This is a genomic window from Aliidiomarina quisquiliarum, assembly GCF_023922585.1.
Taxonomy (GTDB): Bacteria; Pseudomonadota; Gammaproteobacteria; order Enterobacterales; family Alteromonadaceae; genus Aliidiomarina; species Aliidiomarina quisquiliarum.
Window position 1 is genome coordinate 92,539 of sequence record NZ_JAMFTN010000053.1, and the last position, 12,909, is coordinate 105,447.

At 45.5% G+C, this 12,909-nt stretch carries 15 protein-coding genes; 14 read left to right on the plus strand and 1 reads right to left on the minus strand.

The window, feature by feature from the left end; genetic code table 11:
• The first annotated feature begins 6 nt into the window (after positions 1–6).
• From hemH to M1L23_RS14570, 3 genes are read left to right on the plus strand one after another with little or no spacing between them, the layout of a single operon-like run.
• Positions 7–1,089, plus strand: a complete 1,083-nt coding sequence (gene hemH, locus M1L23_RS14560) for a ferrochelatase (protein ID WP_252628161.1) — start codon at positions 7–9, stop codon at positions 1,087–1,089.
• 17 nt (positions 1,090–1,106) lie between these two features.
• Positions 1,107–1,634: a TIGR03546 family protein gene (locus M1L23_RS14565; protein ID WP_252628162.1), complete on the plus strand. Its 528-nt coding sequence runs from the start codon at positions 1,107–1,109 to the stop codon at positions 1,632–1,634.
• Entirely contained in the window at positions 1,631–3,394 is a 1,764-nt protein-coding gene (locus M1L23_RS14570; RefSeq protein ID WP_252628163.1) for a TIGR03545 family protein, read from the plus strand. Before M1L23_RS14565 ends, M1L23_RS14570 begins: the two co-directional genes overlap by 4 nt.
• On the opposite strand, the gene M1L23_RS14575 is transcribed toward M1L23_RS14570, so the two are convergent.
• The gene (locus M1L23_RS14575; protein ID WP_252628164.1) at positions 3,391–3,999 is read right to left on the minus strand and encodes a trimeric intracellular cation channel family protein; all 609 of its coding nucleotides are present in this window, start codon (positions 3,997–3,999) and stop codon (positions 3,391–3,393) included. The genes M1L23_RS14570 and M1L23_RS14575 overlap by 4 nt on opposite strands.
• 181 nt (positions 4,000–4,180) lie before the next feature.
• On the opposite strand from M1L23_RS14575, the gene yajC reads away from it, so the two are divergent.
• From yajC to M1L23_RS14630, 11 genes are all read left to right on the plus strand, one after another.
• The gene (gene yajC, locus M1L23_RS14580; RefSeq protein ID WP_252628165.1) at positions 4,181–4,513 is read left to right on the plus strand and encodes a preprotein translocase subunit YajC; all 333 of its coding nucleotides are present in this window, start codon (positions 4,181–4,183) and stop codon (positions 4,511–4,513) included.
• Between the two features lie 23 nt (positions 4,514–4,536).
• A complete protein-coding gene (secD, locus tag M1L23_RS14585) occupies positions 4,537–6,387 on the plus strand; it encodes a protein translocase subunit SecD (RefSeq protein ID WP_252628166.1) in 1,851 nt (616 codons plus the stop codon).
• An 11-nt stretch (positions 6,388–6,398) separates the two neighbouring features.
• Entirely contained in the window at positions 6,399–7,358 is a 960-nt protein-coding gene (gene secF, locus M1L23_RS14590; RefSeq protein ID WP_252628169.1) for a protein translocase subunit SecF, read from the plus strand.
• A 154-nt stretch (positions 7,359–7,512) separates the two neighbouring features.
• Entirely contained in the window at positions 7,513–8,286 is a 774-nt protein-coding gene (gene yaaA / locus M1L23_RS14595; RefSeq protein ID WP_252628171.1) for a peroxide stress protein YaaA, read from the plus strand.
• A 70-nt stretch (positions 8,287–8,356) separates the two neighbouring features.
• Positions 8,357–9,235, plus strand: coding sequence for a DUF3014 domain-containing protein (locus M1L23_RS14600; protein ID WP_252628173.1), 879 nt, complete (start codon positions 8,357–8,359; stop codon positions 9,233–9,235).
• A gap of 107 nt (positions 9,236–9,342) precedes the next feature.
• Positions 9,343–9,819 (plus strand): 1-acyl-sn-glycerol-3-phosphate acyltransferase, encoded by a 477-nt coding sequence (locus M1L23_RS14605; protein ID WP_252628175.1) that lies wholly within the window; start codon positions 9,343–9,345, stop codon positions 9,817–9,819.
• A complete protein-coding gene (locus tag M1L23_RS14610) occupies positions 9,816–10,484 on the plus strand; it encodes a hypothetical protein (RefSeq protein WP_252628178.1) in 669 nt (222 codons plus the stop codon). The genes M1L23_RS14605 and M1L23_RS14610 overlap by 4 nt, the downstream gene beginning before the upstream one ends.
• Before the next feature lie 64 nt (positions 10,485–10,548).
• A complete protein-coding gene (gene ribH, locus M1L23_RS14615) occupies positions 10,549–11,013 on the plus strand; it encodes a 6,7-dimethyl-8-ribityllumazine synthase (RefSeq protein ID WP_252628180.1) in 465 nt (154 codons plus the stop codon).
• A gap of 10 nt (positions 11,014–11,023) precedes the next feature.
• Positions 11,024–11,443, plus strand: a complete 420-nt coding sequence (gene nusB / locus M1L23_RS14620; RefSeq protein WP_252628182.1) for a transcription antitermination factor NusB — start codon at positions 11,024–11,026, stop codon at positions 11,441–11,443.
• Position 11,444: 1 nt separating this feature from the next.
• The gene (gene thiL / locus M1L23_RS14625; protein WP_252628184.1) at positions 11,445–12,422 is read left to right on the plus strand and encodes a thiamine-phosphate kinase; all 978 of its coding nucleotides are present in this window, start codon (positions 11,445–11,447) and stop codon (positions 12,420–12,422) included.
• 1 nt (position 12,423) lies between these two features.
• The gene (locus M1L23_RS14630) at positions 12,424–12,909 is read left to right on the plus strand and encodes a phosphatidylglycerophosphatase A family protein (RefSeq protein ID WP_252628186.1); all 486 of its coding nucleotides are present in this window, start codon (positions 12,424–12,426) and stop codon (positions 12,907–12,909) included.

Below are 12,909 nucleotides of genomic sequence, written 5' to 3' on the forward strand. Positions count from 1 at the left end.
CTGAAAATGAAGTATAAGGGTAGACCAAACTTTGCACATGGTGAACGCGGTAAAGTGGGCGTATTATTGCTCAATTTAGGAACTCCAGATGCGCCCACTACGTCTGCCTTACGTCGCTACCTAGGCGAATTTTTAGCCGACCCACGGGTGGTTGAGGTGCCACGCATCTTATGGCGTATTATTTTACATGGGGTAATTTTACGTATTCGCCCTGCGCGCTCGGCCAAGGCTTATAAAACCGTTTGGACAAAGCAAGGCTCTCCGCTTTTATTCCATACTCAAAACCAAGCTAAGGGCGTTGCTGAAGCGCTGCAAAAAAAGTGGGGCGATGACTTAGAGGTTGAGTTTGGTATGCGTTATGGTAATCCTTCCGTAGCCAAGGGCATTGAGGCACTTATTCATAAAGGCGTGCGCAAACTATTAGTGTTGCCGTTGTACCCGCAATATTCAGGCTCTACCAGTGCCTCTACCTTCGACGCGGTGGCACAAGACTTTATGCAACGCCGTTGGTTACCCGACTTTCGTTTTATTAGTCATTACCATGATAACGCAGGTTATATTAAAGCTGTGGCACAAAGTATTCGTGACTACCAGCAACAACATGGAACGCCCGACAAGTTAGTGTTTTCGTACCATGGAGTGCCGAAAAGTTACTTAACAAAAGGCGACCCCTACCATTGCGAGTGCTATAAAACCACGCGGCTTGTTGCAGAACAGCTGGGTTTAGAAAAAGATGCTTATATAACTACTTTCCAATCGCGTTTTGGTCGCGAAGAATGGTTGCAGCCGTATACCGACAAAACCTTGCAGGCCTTGCCTGCTCAAGGGGTAAAGTCGTTGCAAGTAGTATGTCCAGGCTTTGCCGCCGACTGTTTAGAAACCATTGAAGAAATAGATGTAGAAAACCGAGATTACTTTATGGCTGCTGGTGGCGAGCGGTTTGACTATATACCATGCTTAAATGCAACGGACATTCATATTCAGGCACTAACAGCTTTAATTGAAGAAAACTTGCAAGGTTGGGCCGCAGAAACAAAGGCCAGCGCTGAAGCCAGTAAAGCAGAAGCTGACCGGCTTAAAAGCCAATGAGTTAAAAGGAGTGCCCTGTGTTAGCCACATTAGCTAAATTATTAAAAGTGTTAAATTCAGAAACCAGCCCTTGGTCTTTAGCCTGGGGAATAAGCCTTGGCATGGTTTTGGGCCTAACACCCTTATTCAGCCTACATAATTTATTGGTTCTATTTGCAGTGTTAGCACTTCGCATTAACCTAAGCTTCTTCTTAATTAGCTTTACAGTTTGCTCGGGGCTAGCCTACCTACTCGACCCTGCCTTTAATTATGCGGGTGAGTTGTTGCTTACTTCGCCAAAATTACTTACGACTTGGCAGGCACTGTACGACCTGCCGCTCGCTCGGTTAGCTCAGTTTAACCATACAATTACTTTAGGAAGTGTGGCGGTTGCCTTGGTATTGTTGTTCCCGGTGTTAGTAATGGCACATTTTATAATTATTAATTATCGAACTCGCATTCAAATACGTATATCGCGGCTACCTATTGTAAATATTATTAAAGGCACTAAGTTTTGGTCGCTGTACCAAAAAGCCAGTCAAGTAAAAAAAGGGCTTAGCTCATGATGCGCATAATACGTTGGCCTGGGGTAGTCGGTTTTTTCGTTTTAGTTGTTGTAGTGATCGTATTTTTTGCTTTATTTCTCGACAATTTAGTGCGGGCGGGGCTTAGCTCTGCTTTAACCCGAACGAACCGGGCGGAAGTTAATATTGAACAAGTGGAACTGCGTTGGTCGCCGTTTGCTGTTGACATTAAAAACTTACAAATGACTAACCCTGAAAAGCCAACCCACAACCGTTTTGCGGCAAATTCGTTACGAGCGGAAGTACGCTTTTGGGAATTGCTAATAGGCAAAATTCATGTAGAAGAGCTTACTGCCACGGGCGTTCAAATTGACCATGAACGAGCACAGCCAGGTAAAGTATTAGCAGCAGCCGAGCCTCGAGAAAAAATAGCTGTACGAGATCGCTTAGCCGAATTTAATATTGAGTTGCCTACGGCAAAATCATTTTTAGAAGGAGCAAATATTGCGACGCCTGCACTGGTTAAAGAGGCAGAAGAAAAATTTAATCAGCGTGAACAACTTTTTAGTGAAGCGCGGAAAAACTTGCCCAAACAAGAGGCGCTAGATAATTACCAAGCACGAATTGAAGCCATTATTGATTCAAAGCCTCGTACGCCCAGAGACTTGCTAGCCGCCCGAGAAGAACTAAATAATATTAAGCAAGAGTTGCGCGCAGAAAAAGAGCGGGTTGACGCATTTTTAGCGGTTAGTGAAAGTATAGTAAAAGACACGAAGCAAGATATTGATGAAGTAAAAGCAACCTATCAAGCGGATCTTGATCGGGCTCGTGCCTTATTTAGCTTTGATACCGAATCGCTAACTGAATTAAGTGGCATTATGTTCGGTGCGCAGGTAGAGCAGTGGGCCGGTTATGCATTGATGGCTTTCGACCTAATTGCGCCCTTGTTAGAAAACGCCAAGGAAAATGAAGCTACAACACCAAGCCGTTGGCAAGGTCGCTATGTGGATTTTGACACCCACAGTTCGCCGACACTTTGGGTAAAGCAAGCGCAATTAAGTATGCAGTTAGAAGAGCTTGAGTTCGGTTTAGCAATGCAAAATATAACCTGGCAGCACGAGCGTATAAACACTCCGACCGAATTTCAGCTAACCACTAACAATGCCCCAGGTTGGGAGCAATTTAACTTTAATGGCGACTTGTTTATTAATAACTTAGGTCAAGTGCGGGGCAAGCAACAATGGCAACTTGCCGGTGTGCAATTACATGACCTCGAGCTTATTGGCAGCAGCAGTTTAAGCACCGCAATAACCACAGCGCTACTTAATAGTGTCGGCTCACTGGTTATCAATAATGGTGACATTACAGGGCAAGGGGATTTGCACTTTACTGACACCGATTTTAGCGTCACAGGCGAAGGAAGGGTGCCGCAGTATTTTGGCCAAGCGCTAAGCAGGGTGAATACCTTTGAACTTAACCTTGGTCTTTCTGGCAGGTTTAGCAGCCCGAAGTTTCAGCTTCGCTCCGACCTTGATCAGCAGTTAGGCACGCAACTTAACGCTATCTTAAGCACTGAAGTAGAGTCACGGTTAGCCGAGGTGCGTACATCTTTAACCTCCGACTCTAATGGTTTTATGAGCAAAGCAGAGCCTTGGTTAGTTCAAGCTGAAGCGTTGCACGGGCAAGGGAAAAGCCTTGAAGAAGGCTTTGCCGAGCTGCTAAAGGCCGAAGTAGACAATTTAATTGAATCGGAAAGTGAACGTTTGCTTGATAGGCTGAAAAAAAAGCTGGGTAATAATTAGATCTTTTTCTTTTTTAATACGGGCAAAGACCACTGGAAACGAATAGCGGCAAATCTTAAGCAGGTGGTGGTCATTATAGATACCAGCAAAGCTACTTGCTCATGCCACGGATAAATTAATACAAATACAATTCCGCCAGCAATAGTGGTGGTTGCGTAGAGATCTTTTTTCAATATCATAGGTATATCACGGGCCAAAACGTCGCGTAACATGCCACCGAACACGGCGGTCATGGTGCCCATAATAACTGCTATAACGGGACTAAGTTCGAGTTGAAGCGCTTTTTCTGCGCCTATTACGGTAAAAATGGCAAGCCCAAGCGCGTCGGCATACAGTAACTGATTCAGTGGAATATAGGCTTTAAAGCGCAGCCAAACAGCGGTGAAAATGATGGCAGCGAATATGGCCGCAAAATACACTGGGTCGTATACCCAGAATACGGGCTGGTGTAGAATCAAATCGCGGGTGGTACCACCACCTATAGCGGTAACGGAAGCAAGCACAATAGCGCCAAAACCGTCCATTTCTTTTCGAAATGCCAATAACGTACCGGCAACGGCAAAAACCGCTACTCCGGCTAAGTCTGCAAAATAAAACCAACTCATACCATTGAACTCCAGTGAAATCGTACAAATGTAACAAAGAATGCGGTCGGTATCATTTCGCTTATCGGCCTGTTCAGTTACAATACAGCGTTTATTTTATCCTGAGCCACAACAGAAATCTTCGCTTTCGAAGAAAAACATAGAATTTTAATGGCTTACAATACATACAAGAGGAAGTGTCATGGACTTTTTTATTGCAAACGCATACGCCCAAGCAGGCGGTCAAGAAAGCAACCCAATGTCGTTAATTATTATGTTGCTGGTGTTTGGCCTTATTTTTTACTTCATGATTTTTCGTCCGCAGTCAAAGCGTATGAAAGAACATAAAAACTTAATTTCTTCACTAAGCAAAGGCGACGAAGTGCTTATGCAAGGTGGATTTATTGGCAAAATCGAAAAAATTGATGCAGAAAGCGACATGATGGTTATTTACTTAACCGACACAGTTGCCATTACTGTACAAAAAAGTGCTGTAACTACAGTGCTACCTAAAGGGTCGATGAAAGCCCTATAAACTGAAGTAGAAAGGAAAGGCCTGTGTTAAACAGATACCCCTTGTGGAAAAATCTGGTAATTTTGGGTGTAGTGCTTTTTTGCGCTCTATACGCGTTACCAAACATTTATGGTGAAGACCATGCGGTACAGGTTTCTGCAACCCGTGGTGGAGCAATAACAACGCAAACCTTGCAGCAAGTTGAAACGGCATTGCAAACGGCTGAAATTAAGCCTCGTGGCGTGACTATGGCAGACAATCAAATATTGATCCGATTAGACTCCGACGAGCAGCAACTTGCCGCCCGAGAAACCTTAATGCGGGCGTTAGGTAATCAGTACATTGTGGCGTTAAACCTAGCTGCTGCAACTCCAAGTTGGCTTGAAAAAATTGGCGGTAACCCACTTAAACTTGGGCTCGACTTACGTGGTGGTGTGCACTTTTTAATGGAAGTGGACATGGACGAAGCATTGAATAAAATGCGCGACCAAATGGTAACTACAGTACGTGATCGTTTGCTCGAAGAACGGGTACGTTACTTAAGCGTGAATGAAAGTGAAGGCACCATAGTTGTGCAGTTACGCACCCAAGAAGACTACCAACGCGCAGTCAGCTTGTTGCGTAATCAATACCAAGGCTATACCACCGAGTTACAAGCCAGCACACAAACACTTCGTTTAGTGATGACAGAGGCACAGCTACAAGAAATACGTGCTAATGCCATAGAACAGAACATTACTATATTGCGTAACCGAGTCGACGAACTTGGTGTTGCCGAGCCGCTGATTCAACGTCAAGGGCAAGACCGTATAGTGGTTGAATTACCAGGCGTACAAGATACTGCTCGGGCAAAAGAAATTCTTGGTGCAACGGCAACACTTGAATTCCGTTTTGTGGACACCAAAAATGATTTGCGCGACGCTTTAGAAGGTCGAGTGCCCTTCGGTAGCAAGCTTTATAACCAACGCGACGGCGGCCAAGTATTAGCCGAAGGGCGGGTTATTTTAACCGGTGACCATATTGTGAATGCGTCGACCAGTTACGACGAAAATGGCCGACCGCAAGTTAATATCAACCTTGACTCGGCGGGTGGGCGCTTAATGAGCCAAGCCACGGCAAATCGCATTGGCGACCCCATGGCAACGGTATTTATTGAGTTTGTTGCCACCGGCGAGAAAACAGCAGAGGGGCGCATTGCCTTCGACCGAATTGAAGAAGTAGTAAGTGTTGCTACTATTCAAGCGCGGTTAGGCAGTAGCTTCCGTATTACCGGAGTAGGTGGCATTCAAGAAGCGCAAAACTTAGCGTTACTATTACGGGCTGGTGCGTTAATTGCCCCAATCCAAATAGTAGAAGAGCGTACCGTTGGGCCTAGCTTAGGTGCCGATAACGTTGCTGCAGGTTTAACGGCTATTCTTGCAGGCTTTGTTTTAGTGCTGTTATTTATGGGCATTTACTATCGGAAGTTTGGCTGGGTAGCAAACTTAGCGCTGTTAACCAACTTAGTTATGATCGTGGGCATTATGTCGATGATTCCAGGTGCTACCTTAACTATGCCTGGTATGGCGGGTATTCTGTTAACCGTAGGTATGGCCGTAGACGCGAACGTAATTATATTTGAGCGTATACGTGAAGAGTACAAAGCCGGGCGTAGTCCACAACAAGCAATTGCTCGCGGTTATGAAAATGCCATGAGTACTATTGCCGACGCCAATATCACTACGCTCATTACTGCGCTGATATTGTTCGCAGTAGGTACGGGCTCGATCAAAGGCTTTGCGGTTACCTTAGGCATTGGTATTGCAACGTCTATGTTCACAGCAATTACAGGCACACGTGCGGTGATTAACCTCACCTGGGGACGCCAAAAGCGTCTGACCAAGCTGTCGATCTAGGAGAGGCGAGTATGAACTTTTTTGAAATCACGAAAATGGATGAAAACAGTCCGGTTAAATTTATGGACTATCGCAAGCATACAACGTGGTTGTCTATTATTTTAGCGGTGATTGCCTTAAGTAGCTTAGTGGTAAATAAGCTTAACTGGGGTCTCGACTTTACTGGCGGTACTCTAGTAGAGGTAAGCTTTAGTCAGCCAGCCGACCTTACGCAAATGCGAACGGTACTAGGCGCTAATAATTTCGACGACGCAGTAGTGCAAAGTTATGGTACCCAAGAAGATGTGCTAGTTCGCATACCCCCACGGGAAGGTGCTGAGCTTGAATCTATTGGCGAAACATTACTACAGCTGCTGCAACAAGAAATTGACCCCGCTATGGAAATACGCCGTGTTGAGTTTGTTGGCCCGCAAGTGGGCGACGAACTCGCCGAAGCAGGTGCCTTGGCTATTTTGGTCGCCATGCTCTGTATTCTTGCCTATGTGTCGTTTCGTTTTGAATGGCGCTTAGCGCTATCAGCGGTTGCGGGTTTATTCCAAGACGTATTAATGATTCTTGGCGTATTCTCATTACTGCAAATTCAAATCGACTTAACCATTTTAGCGGCGTTATTGGCGGTAGTCGGGTATTCCTTGAACGACAGTATTGTAGTTGCTGACCGTATTCGGGAAAACTTCCGCTTATTGCGTAAAGAAGACGCAGTGTCGGTATTTAATATTTCTATCAGCCAAACCATGAGTCGTACGCTCATTACTTCCCTAACCACCTTAATTGTGTTGGTCACCTTGTTCTTCTTTGGTGGTCAAATGATTCGCGGCTTCTCTATCGCCATGATGATAGGTGTAGTAGTGGGTACATACTCGTCGGTATTTACCCGAAGCACATTGGCGTTAGCCTTGGGAGTTTCGCGTGAGTCGCTGATGCCACCGGAAATTGAAAAAGAAGGCGAAGAACAAGACGTTCTTTTGTAACAGCTACTGTTAACCATTTAAAACCCCGATTGTAGTTAGCTGCAATCGGGGTTTTTGTTTTATAGCTCGGCACTGTTAAGTGCATGATAAGATGATGGCTCGACTTCTCACCCTATGTTAACCTAAACTTGTGTAATGATAAGGATGGCTAGATATGTTATTTGTGGTTTCACCAGCGAAGAATTTAGACTACCAGTCGGCAGCACCAACAACGGAATACTCGGTACCGGAGCTGCTGGACGACGCCGAACAGTTGGTTAATATTTGTAAACAGCTGTCACCACAAGAGCTTGGCTCGCTAATGAAAATTAGCGATAAGCTAGCCGGTTTGAATGCCGCTCGATTTGCTGAATGGCAACGGCCATTTACGCCTGAAAATGCTAAGCAAGCGATGTTTGCATTTAACGGTGACGTATATACAGGCTTAGAAGCAAATACGCTAAGCCCCGCTGCCATAACCTATAGCCAAACCCATATGCGTATTCTTTCGGGGTTATATGGCGTGCTAAAGCCGCTTGATCTAATGCAACCGTACCGTTTGGAAATGGGTACTAGGCTTGCGAATGAAGCGGGTAAAAACCTTTATGAATTTTGGGCTGACCGGGTTACTAATAAGCTTAATGAAGCTTTAGTAGAAGCGAAAAGCGACGTACTAATTAACTTAGCGTCGAATGAATACTTTAAATCGGTGAACACTAAGTTATTAGCTGCTCCCATTATAACGCCGGTATTTAAAGACACTAAAAACGGCGAGCTAAAAATCATTAGTTTTTATGCCAAAAAAGCGCGCGGCATGATGGCACGCTATATTTTAGAAACAAAACCAACCACAGTGAAAGAACTTAGTTTATTTAATGCCGCTGGTTATGTGTTTGACAGCAGCGCATCGTCAGAAAAGGAGTTGGTGTTCTGCCGAGAAGAACAATAATAGTTGAATCAACAACTTTTTATACTCAAGGTATAACTAAAGTGGCAACTTCATCATAGGAAGGGAAATTATGCGAGACGAAAATACTAACGACCAAATTGCCCCGGAAACCGGACAGAATAACAAAACCCCCATGATCGTTGGCGCGATAGTGGTTGTGGCTCTTATTATTATTGGTTGGGCAGTGTTTCGAGGTGATACACCTGAACCAACACCAGTAGCACATATACCCATTAGCGAACCGGTAGTGGCAGTGCCAGAGCAGCCGTTACCAGAGCCAGTGAAGGAACAGGCACGAGACGAATATGTGGCGCCTGAAGTTGTTGTTGAAGCCGAGCCAATTGCTCCTGTGGTTGAAGCAGAACAGAAGCCGGCTTTACCTAGCTTACCAACCAGCACCCCAGCGTTGTTAAATGCCTTAGCTGAACGCAATGTGAATACTCGGCCAGTACGAAGCGAAAACTTGATTCGTGACTTTGTAGCCTTTATTGACAATATTGCGGCAGGTGTAGTGGCCCGCGACAGCGCAATGATTAAGGGCCCAGAAGCACGGTTCGAAATTGAAGAGGTAGACGGTAAAGCATACATGGGAGCAAACAGCTACCAACGTTATGACAACATTGTGAATTGGTTTGTGGGCATGGACAACCAAGCGTTAGTGGCCGTATTTAAGCAATACGAGCCGCTGCTAAACGAAGCTTATGCAGAAATATCTCGACCGGGCGATTCGTTTCTTACTCGGTTCGAACGTGCAGTAAACGTGCTTAATGCCACACCTGAAATAGCAGGATTAATCGAGCTTAATACAGATAAAATTATGTATACCTATGCCGATGAGCAACTTGAGTCGTTACCAGCAGCCCAACGCCAAATGTTACGTTTAGGCCCGGCTAATATGGCTCGAGTAAAAGCGAAGTTGAATGCGTTACAACGGGCTTTGAATAATTAATTATGATGGTGGAGTATCAACACTTCCCAATGCGAGGCAATAGGTTCAGTCGCTGGTTTGGGCGACTGGGCCTGCGTGTACTAGGTGGCTGGAAAGTAGTTGGGAAAATGCCAGATATAAAAAAAGCCATTGTGCCAGCAGCGCCGCATACGTCGAACTGGGACTTTTTCGTTGGTATTTTTGGCATGCTCGCTCTAGGCTTAAGAATTTCATTTTTAGGCAAGCATCAAATATTTGTTTTTCCGGTTCGGCGTATTTTGATATGGCTTGGTGGTATACCGGTGAATCGCGCTAGCCCCCATGGGGTGGTTGGCGATATTACCAAAGCGTTTGCCGACCGCGACTCGCTTATTTTAGCGCTGTCACCAGAAGGTACACGAAAAAAAGTAGAGAATTGGCGCACCGGTTTTTTATATATGGCGCGCGATGCCAAGGTGCCTGTTGTACCCGTAGCCTTAGATTTTGCCAAACGCGAAATACGCATTGGTGAAATCATTGAAATTACAGACGACATTGAAGCCGGATTAGCGGCAGTAAAAGCCTTTACAGGGCAGGCGCGTGGTAAAATTCCGGAGTACGAATGAAACCCTCAACTGCAGGTAATCCAATTCATTTTTTTTCGCGAATAACTAAAGTTGTTTTACTGACCTGGCTGTTAATAAGTAGCCTAGCGGCACAAGCAAGCTTTTCCGACACACTAAGCGAAATTCCCAGTGCTTGGGACGGCCCTAACTGGCTGATTATGCCCTTAACGGAAGGCGATAGCGGTGAGTATTACCAGGCATATCAAAGCTCGGCTAAGTATTTATATACGGCGTTGGGTTGGGGGTGGCCTACGCGTAAAATTTCGCCGGAAGTAAATGCCGACATGGTACGACACCATGTTAGTCAGCACGAGGCAAATTACTCTTTTACCTACGTGGTTCGAAAACGGGGCGAGCGAGCAATTGCAGGGGCTATTTATGTAAACCCCGTAAATACTGAACGACGCCATATACCGAACTTTGTTGCCAGTGATTATACCGCCGAAGTAACATTTTGGTTTACTGAAGCAGCGGAAAATTCGGAACAAGTTGAAACCTTATTAACAGAAATTTTTACTTGGATAGAAGAAGAGTGGCCATTTTCTTCGGTTCTGGTGCCAGTAAATAAAAACTATGAATTTATACACCAACAAATGCGCCAACTTGAGTATGCGGCATTCAGTGAAGATAGCGAAAGCGGCGAGCAGCTTTACCGCTTGCGCTGAAAATGTGCTATTCTGCGCCGCAATAAAGACTGTGAAAGTATAAGCCCCTAGATAAGGACTAATTATGAACATTATTGAAGCTGGTGTTGCTGCACCGGGTAAGAAAGTTGCTATTGCTGTATCACGCTTTAATAGCTTTATTGTTGATAAGCTTTTAGAAGGTGCGGTCGACTCATTAGTACGTATAGGGCAAATTGCTTCCAACGACATTACTATTGTGCGTGTTCCTGGTGCCTATGAATTACCAATTACGGCTAAAAAGCTGGCGCAAACAGGAAAGTTCGACGCTGTTATCGCTATAGGCGCTGTTATTCGGGGTGGTACACCACACTTTGACTTTGTTGCAGGCCAAGCAAACACCGGTCTTGCGCAAGTGGCAATGGAAACTGGCGTGCCAGTGGCCTTCGGTGTTATTACTACTGACACCGACGAACAAGCGATTGATCGCGCAGGCGTTAAACACGGTAACAAAGGCGCAGAAGCAGCTTTAAGCGCACTTGAAATGATCAACGTATTAGAGCAAATCTGAGGAGTATTGGGTGAAACCAGCAGCACGACGTAAGGCCCGCCGCATGGCAATTCAAGCGGTATATTCTTGGCAGCTATCAGGGAACTCTATTACTGATATTGAAGTTGAGTTTTTAACTGAAAATGATGTCAGCAAAGTTGATGTTCCCTACTTTCAGGACTTGTTACACGGTGTAGCAACAAATGCTTCAAGCCTAGACAGTGCCTTGGCACCTTTTTCTACTCGTCCTTTTGCTGAGCTAGATCAAATTGAACGGGCAGTGCTGCGTGTGGCCGCGTACGAATTACGTTCCCGACTAGACGTGCCTTACAAAGTAATTATGAACGAAGCCATTGAGCTTGCGAAAGCCTTTGGGGCAGACGACAGCCATCGTTTCGTTAATGGCGTACTCGACAAAGCAATAGACACGTTACGGGCTGCTCGCCAGTGATATGCATAACTTAACCAAAGAATTCTCGCTGATTGCTAAATACTTTCAGCGAGAGCAAAGCTCACGGCACGATATTATTTTAGGCATTGGCGACGATGCAGCTATACTCACTCCACCAGCAGAATCCTCACTTGCTGTAACTACCGACACTATGGTGTACGGCACCCATTTTGATGACTCAGTACCGGTAAAAGCACTTGGCCATAAGCTTGTAGCCGTAAATGTTAGCGACTTAGCAGCAATGGGGGCCGAACCCACATGGCTGTCGCTAGCATTAACTTGCCCCGCCATTAATGAACTTTGGCTTAGTGAATTTACTAGTGGTTTTTTTGCTCTTGCCGACTATTACCATTGTAGTTTAATTGGCGGCGATGTTACCCGTGGGCCCTTATCGCTTACGGTTACTGCTCAAGGTTTTGTGCCCCAAGGTAAAGAAATTAGGCGTAGCGGCGCACAACCAGGTGACCGTATTTATGTTAGCGGGCAACTTGGCGATGCCGCTGCTGCCTTAGCAGGCCAACAAGGCACTATTGCGCTTACCGACATAGAACAAGCAAGGCTTAATAAGCGGCTGTTCTATCCAACACCACAGGTGGCTTTAGGCCAAGCACTTCGGGCTATTGCTAGTAGCGCAATTGATCTGTCCGACGGTTTAGCTAGTGACTTACAACATATACTGCATGCGTCGAAGGTAGGTGCTAGCATTGATGCGGGCGTACTTCCTACGTCGTTGGCATTAAGTACGGCAATACCAGAACAACAAAGTCGGGTGCAACTACAGCTAACAGGTGGGGAAGACTACGAACTATGCTTTACGGTGCCAGAAAGCCGCCGTGGTAGTTTAGAAACCGTAGCGAACCAGTTAGGTATTGAAGTAACCTGTGTGGGTGTTATTGAAGGTAGCGAGGGGTTGCGAGTTACATTGAACGAGCAGCCTTTGCTATTAACAACTGCTGGCTTTAATCATTTCGGGGTTTAGAATGAAACGACGAATTTTACTTAAACATCCTATTCACTTACTTTCGCTCGGCTTCGGTACTGGCTTAATGCCAAAGGCGCCCGGCACCTTCGGTACTTTAGTGGGCATTCCAGCAGTACTACTATTTGCGCCCTTAGGTGTTAATGCTTATTTAGGCGTTGTTTTTGCTTTTGCCTTGTTTGGTATATTTTTATGTAGTGAAACAGGTAAGGCACTTAAGAAGCATGACGACCCAGCTATTGTTTGGGACGAGATTGTAGGTTACATGATCGCGCTTATTGCGCTACCCATTACTTGGCAAACGTTACTGCTTGCTTTTGTGGTATTCCGCTTTTTCGACATTCGTAAACCTTGGCCTATTAGTTGGCTCGATAAAAACTTATCGGGAGGGCTTGGCGTAATGGCAGACGATGTTGTGGCGGGCTTGTTTACCTTAGTTATTCTTCATGCCTTAATGGGCGCTGGCCTGTTACCAGGCGCCCTTTAA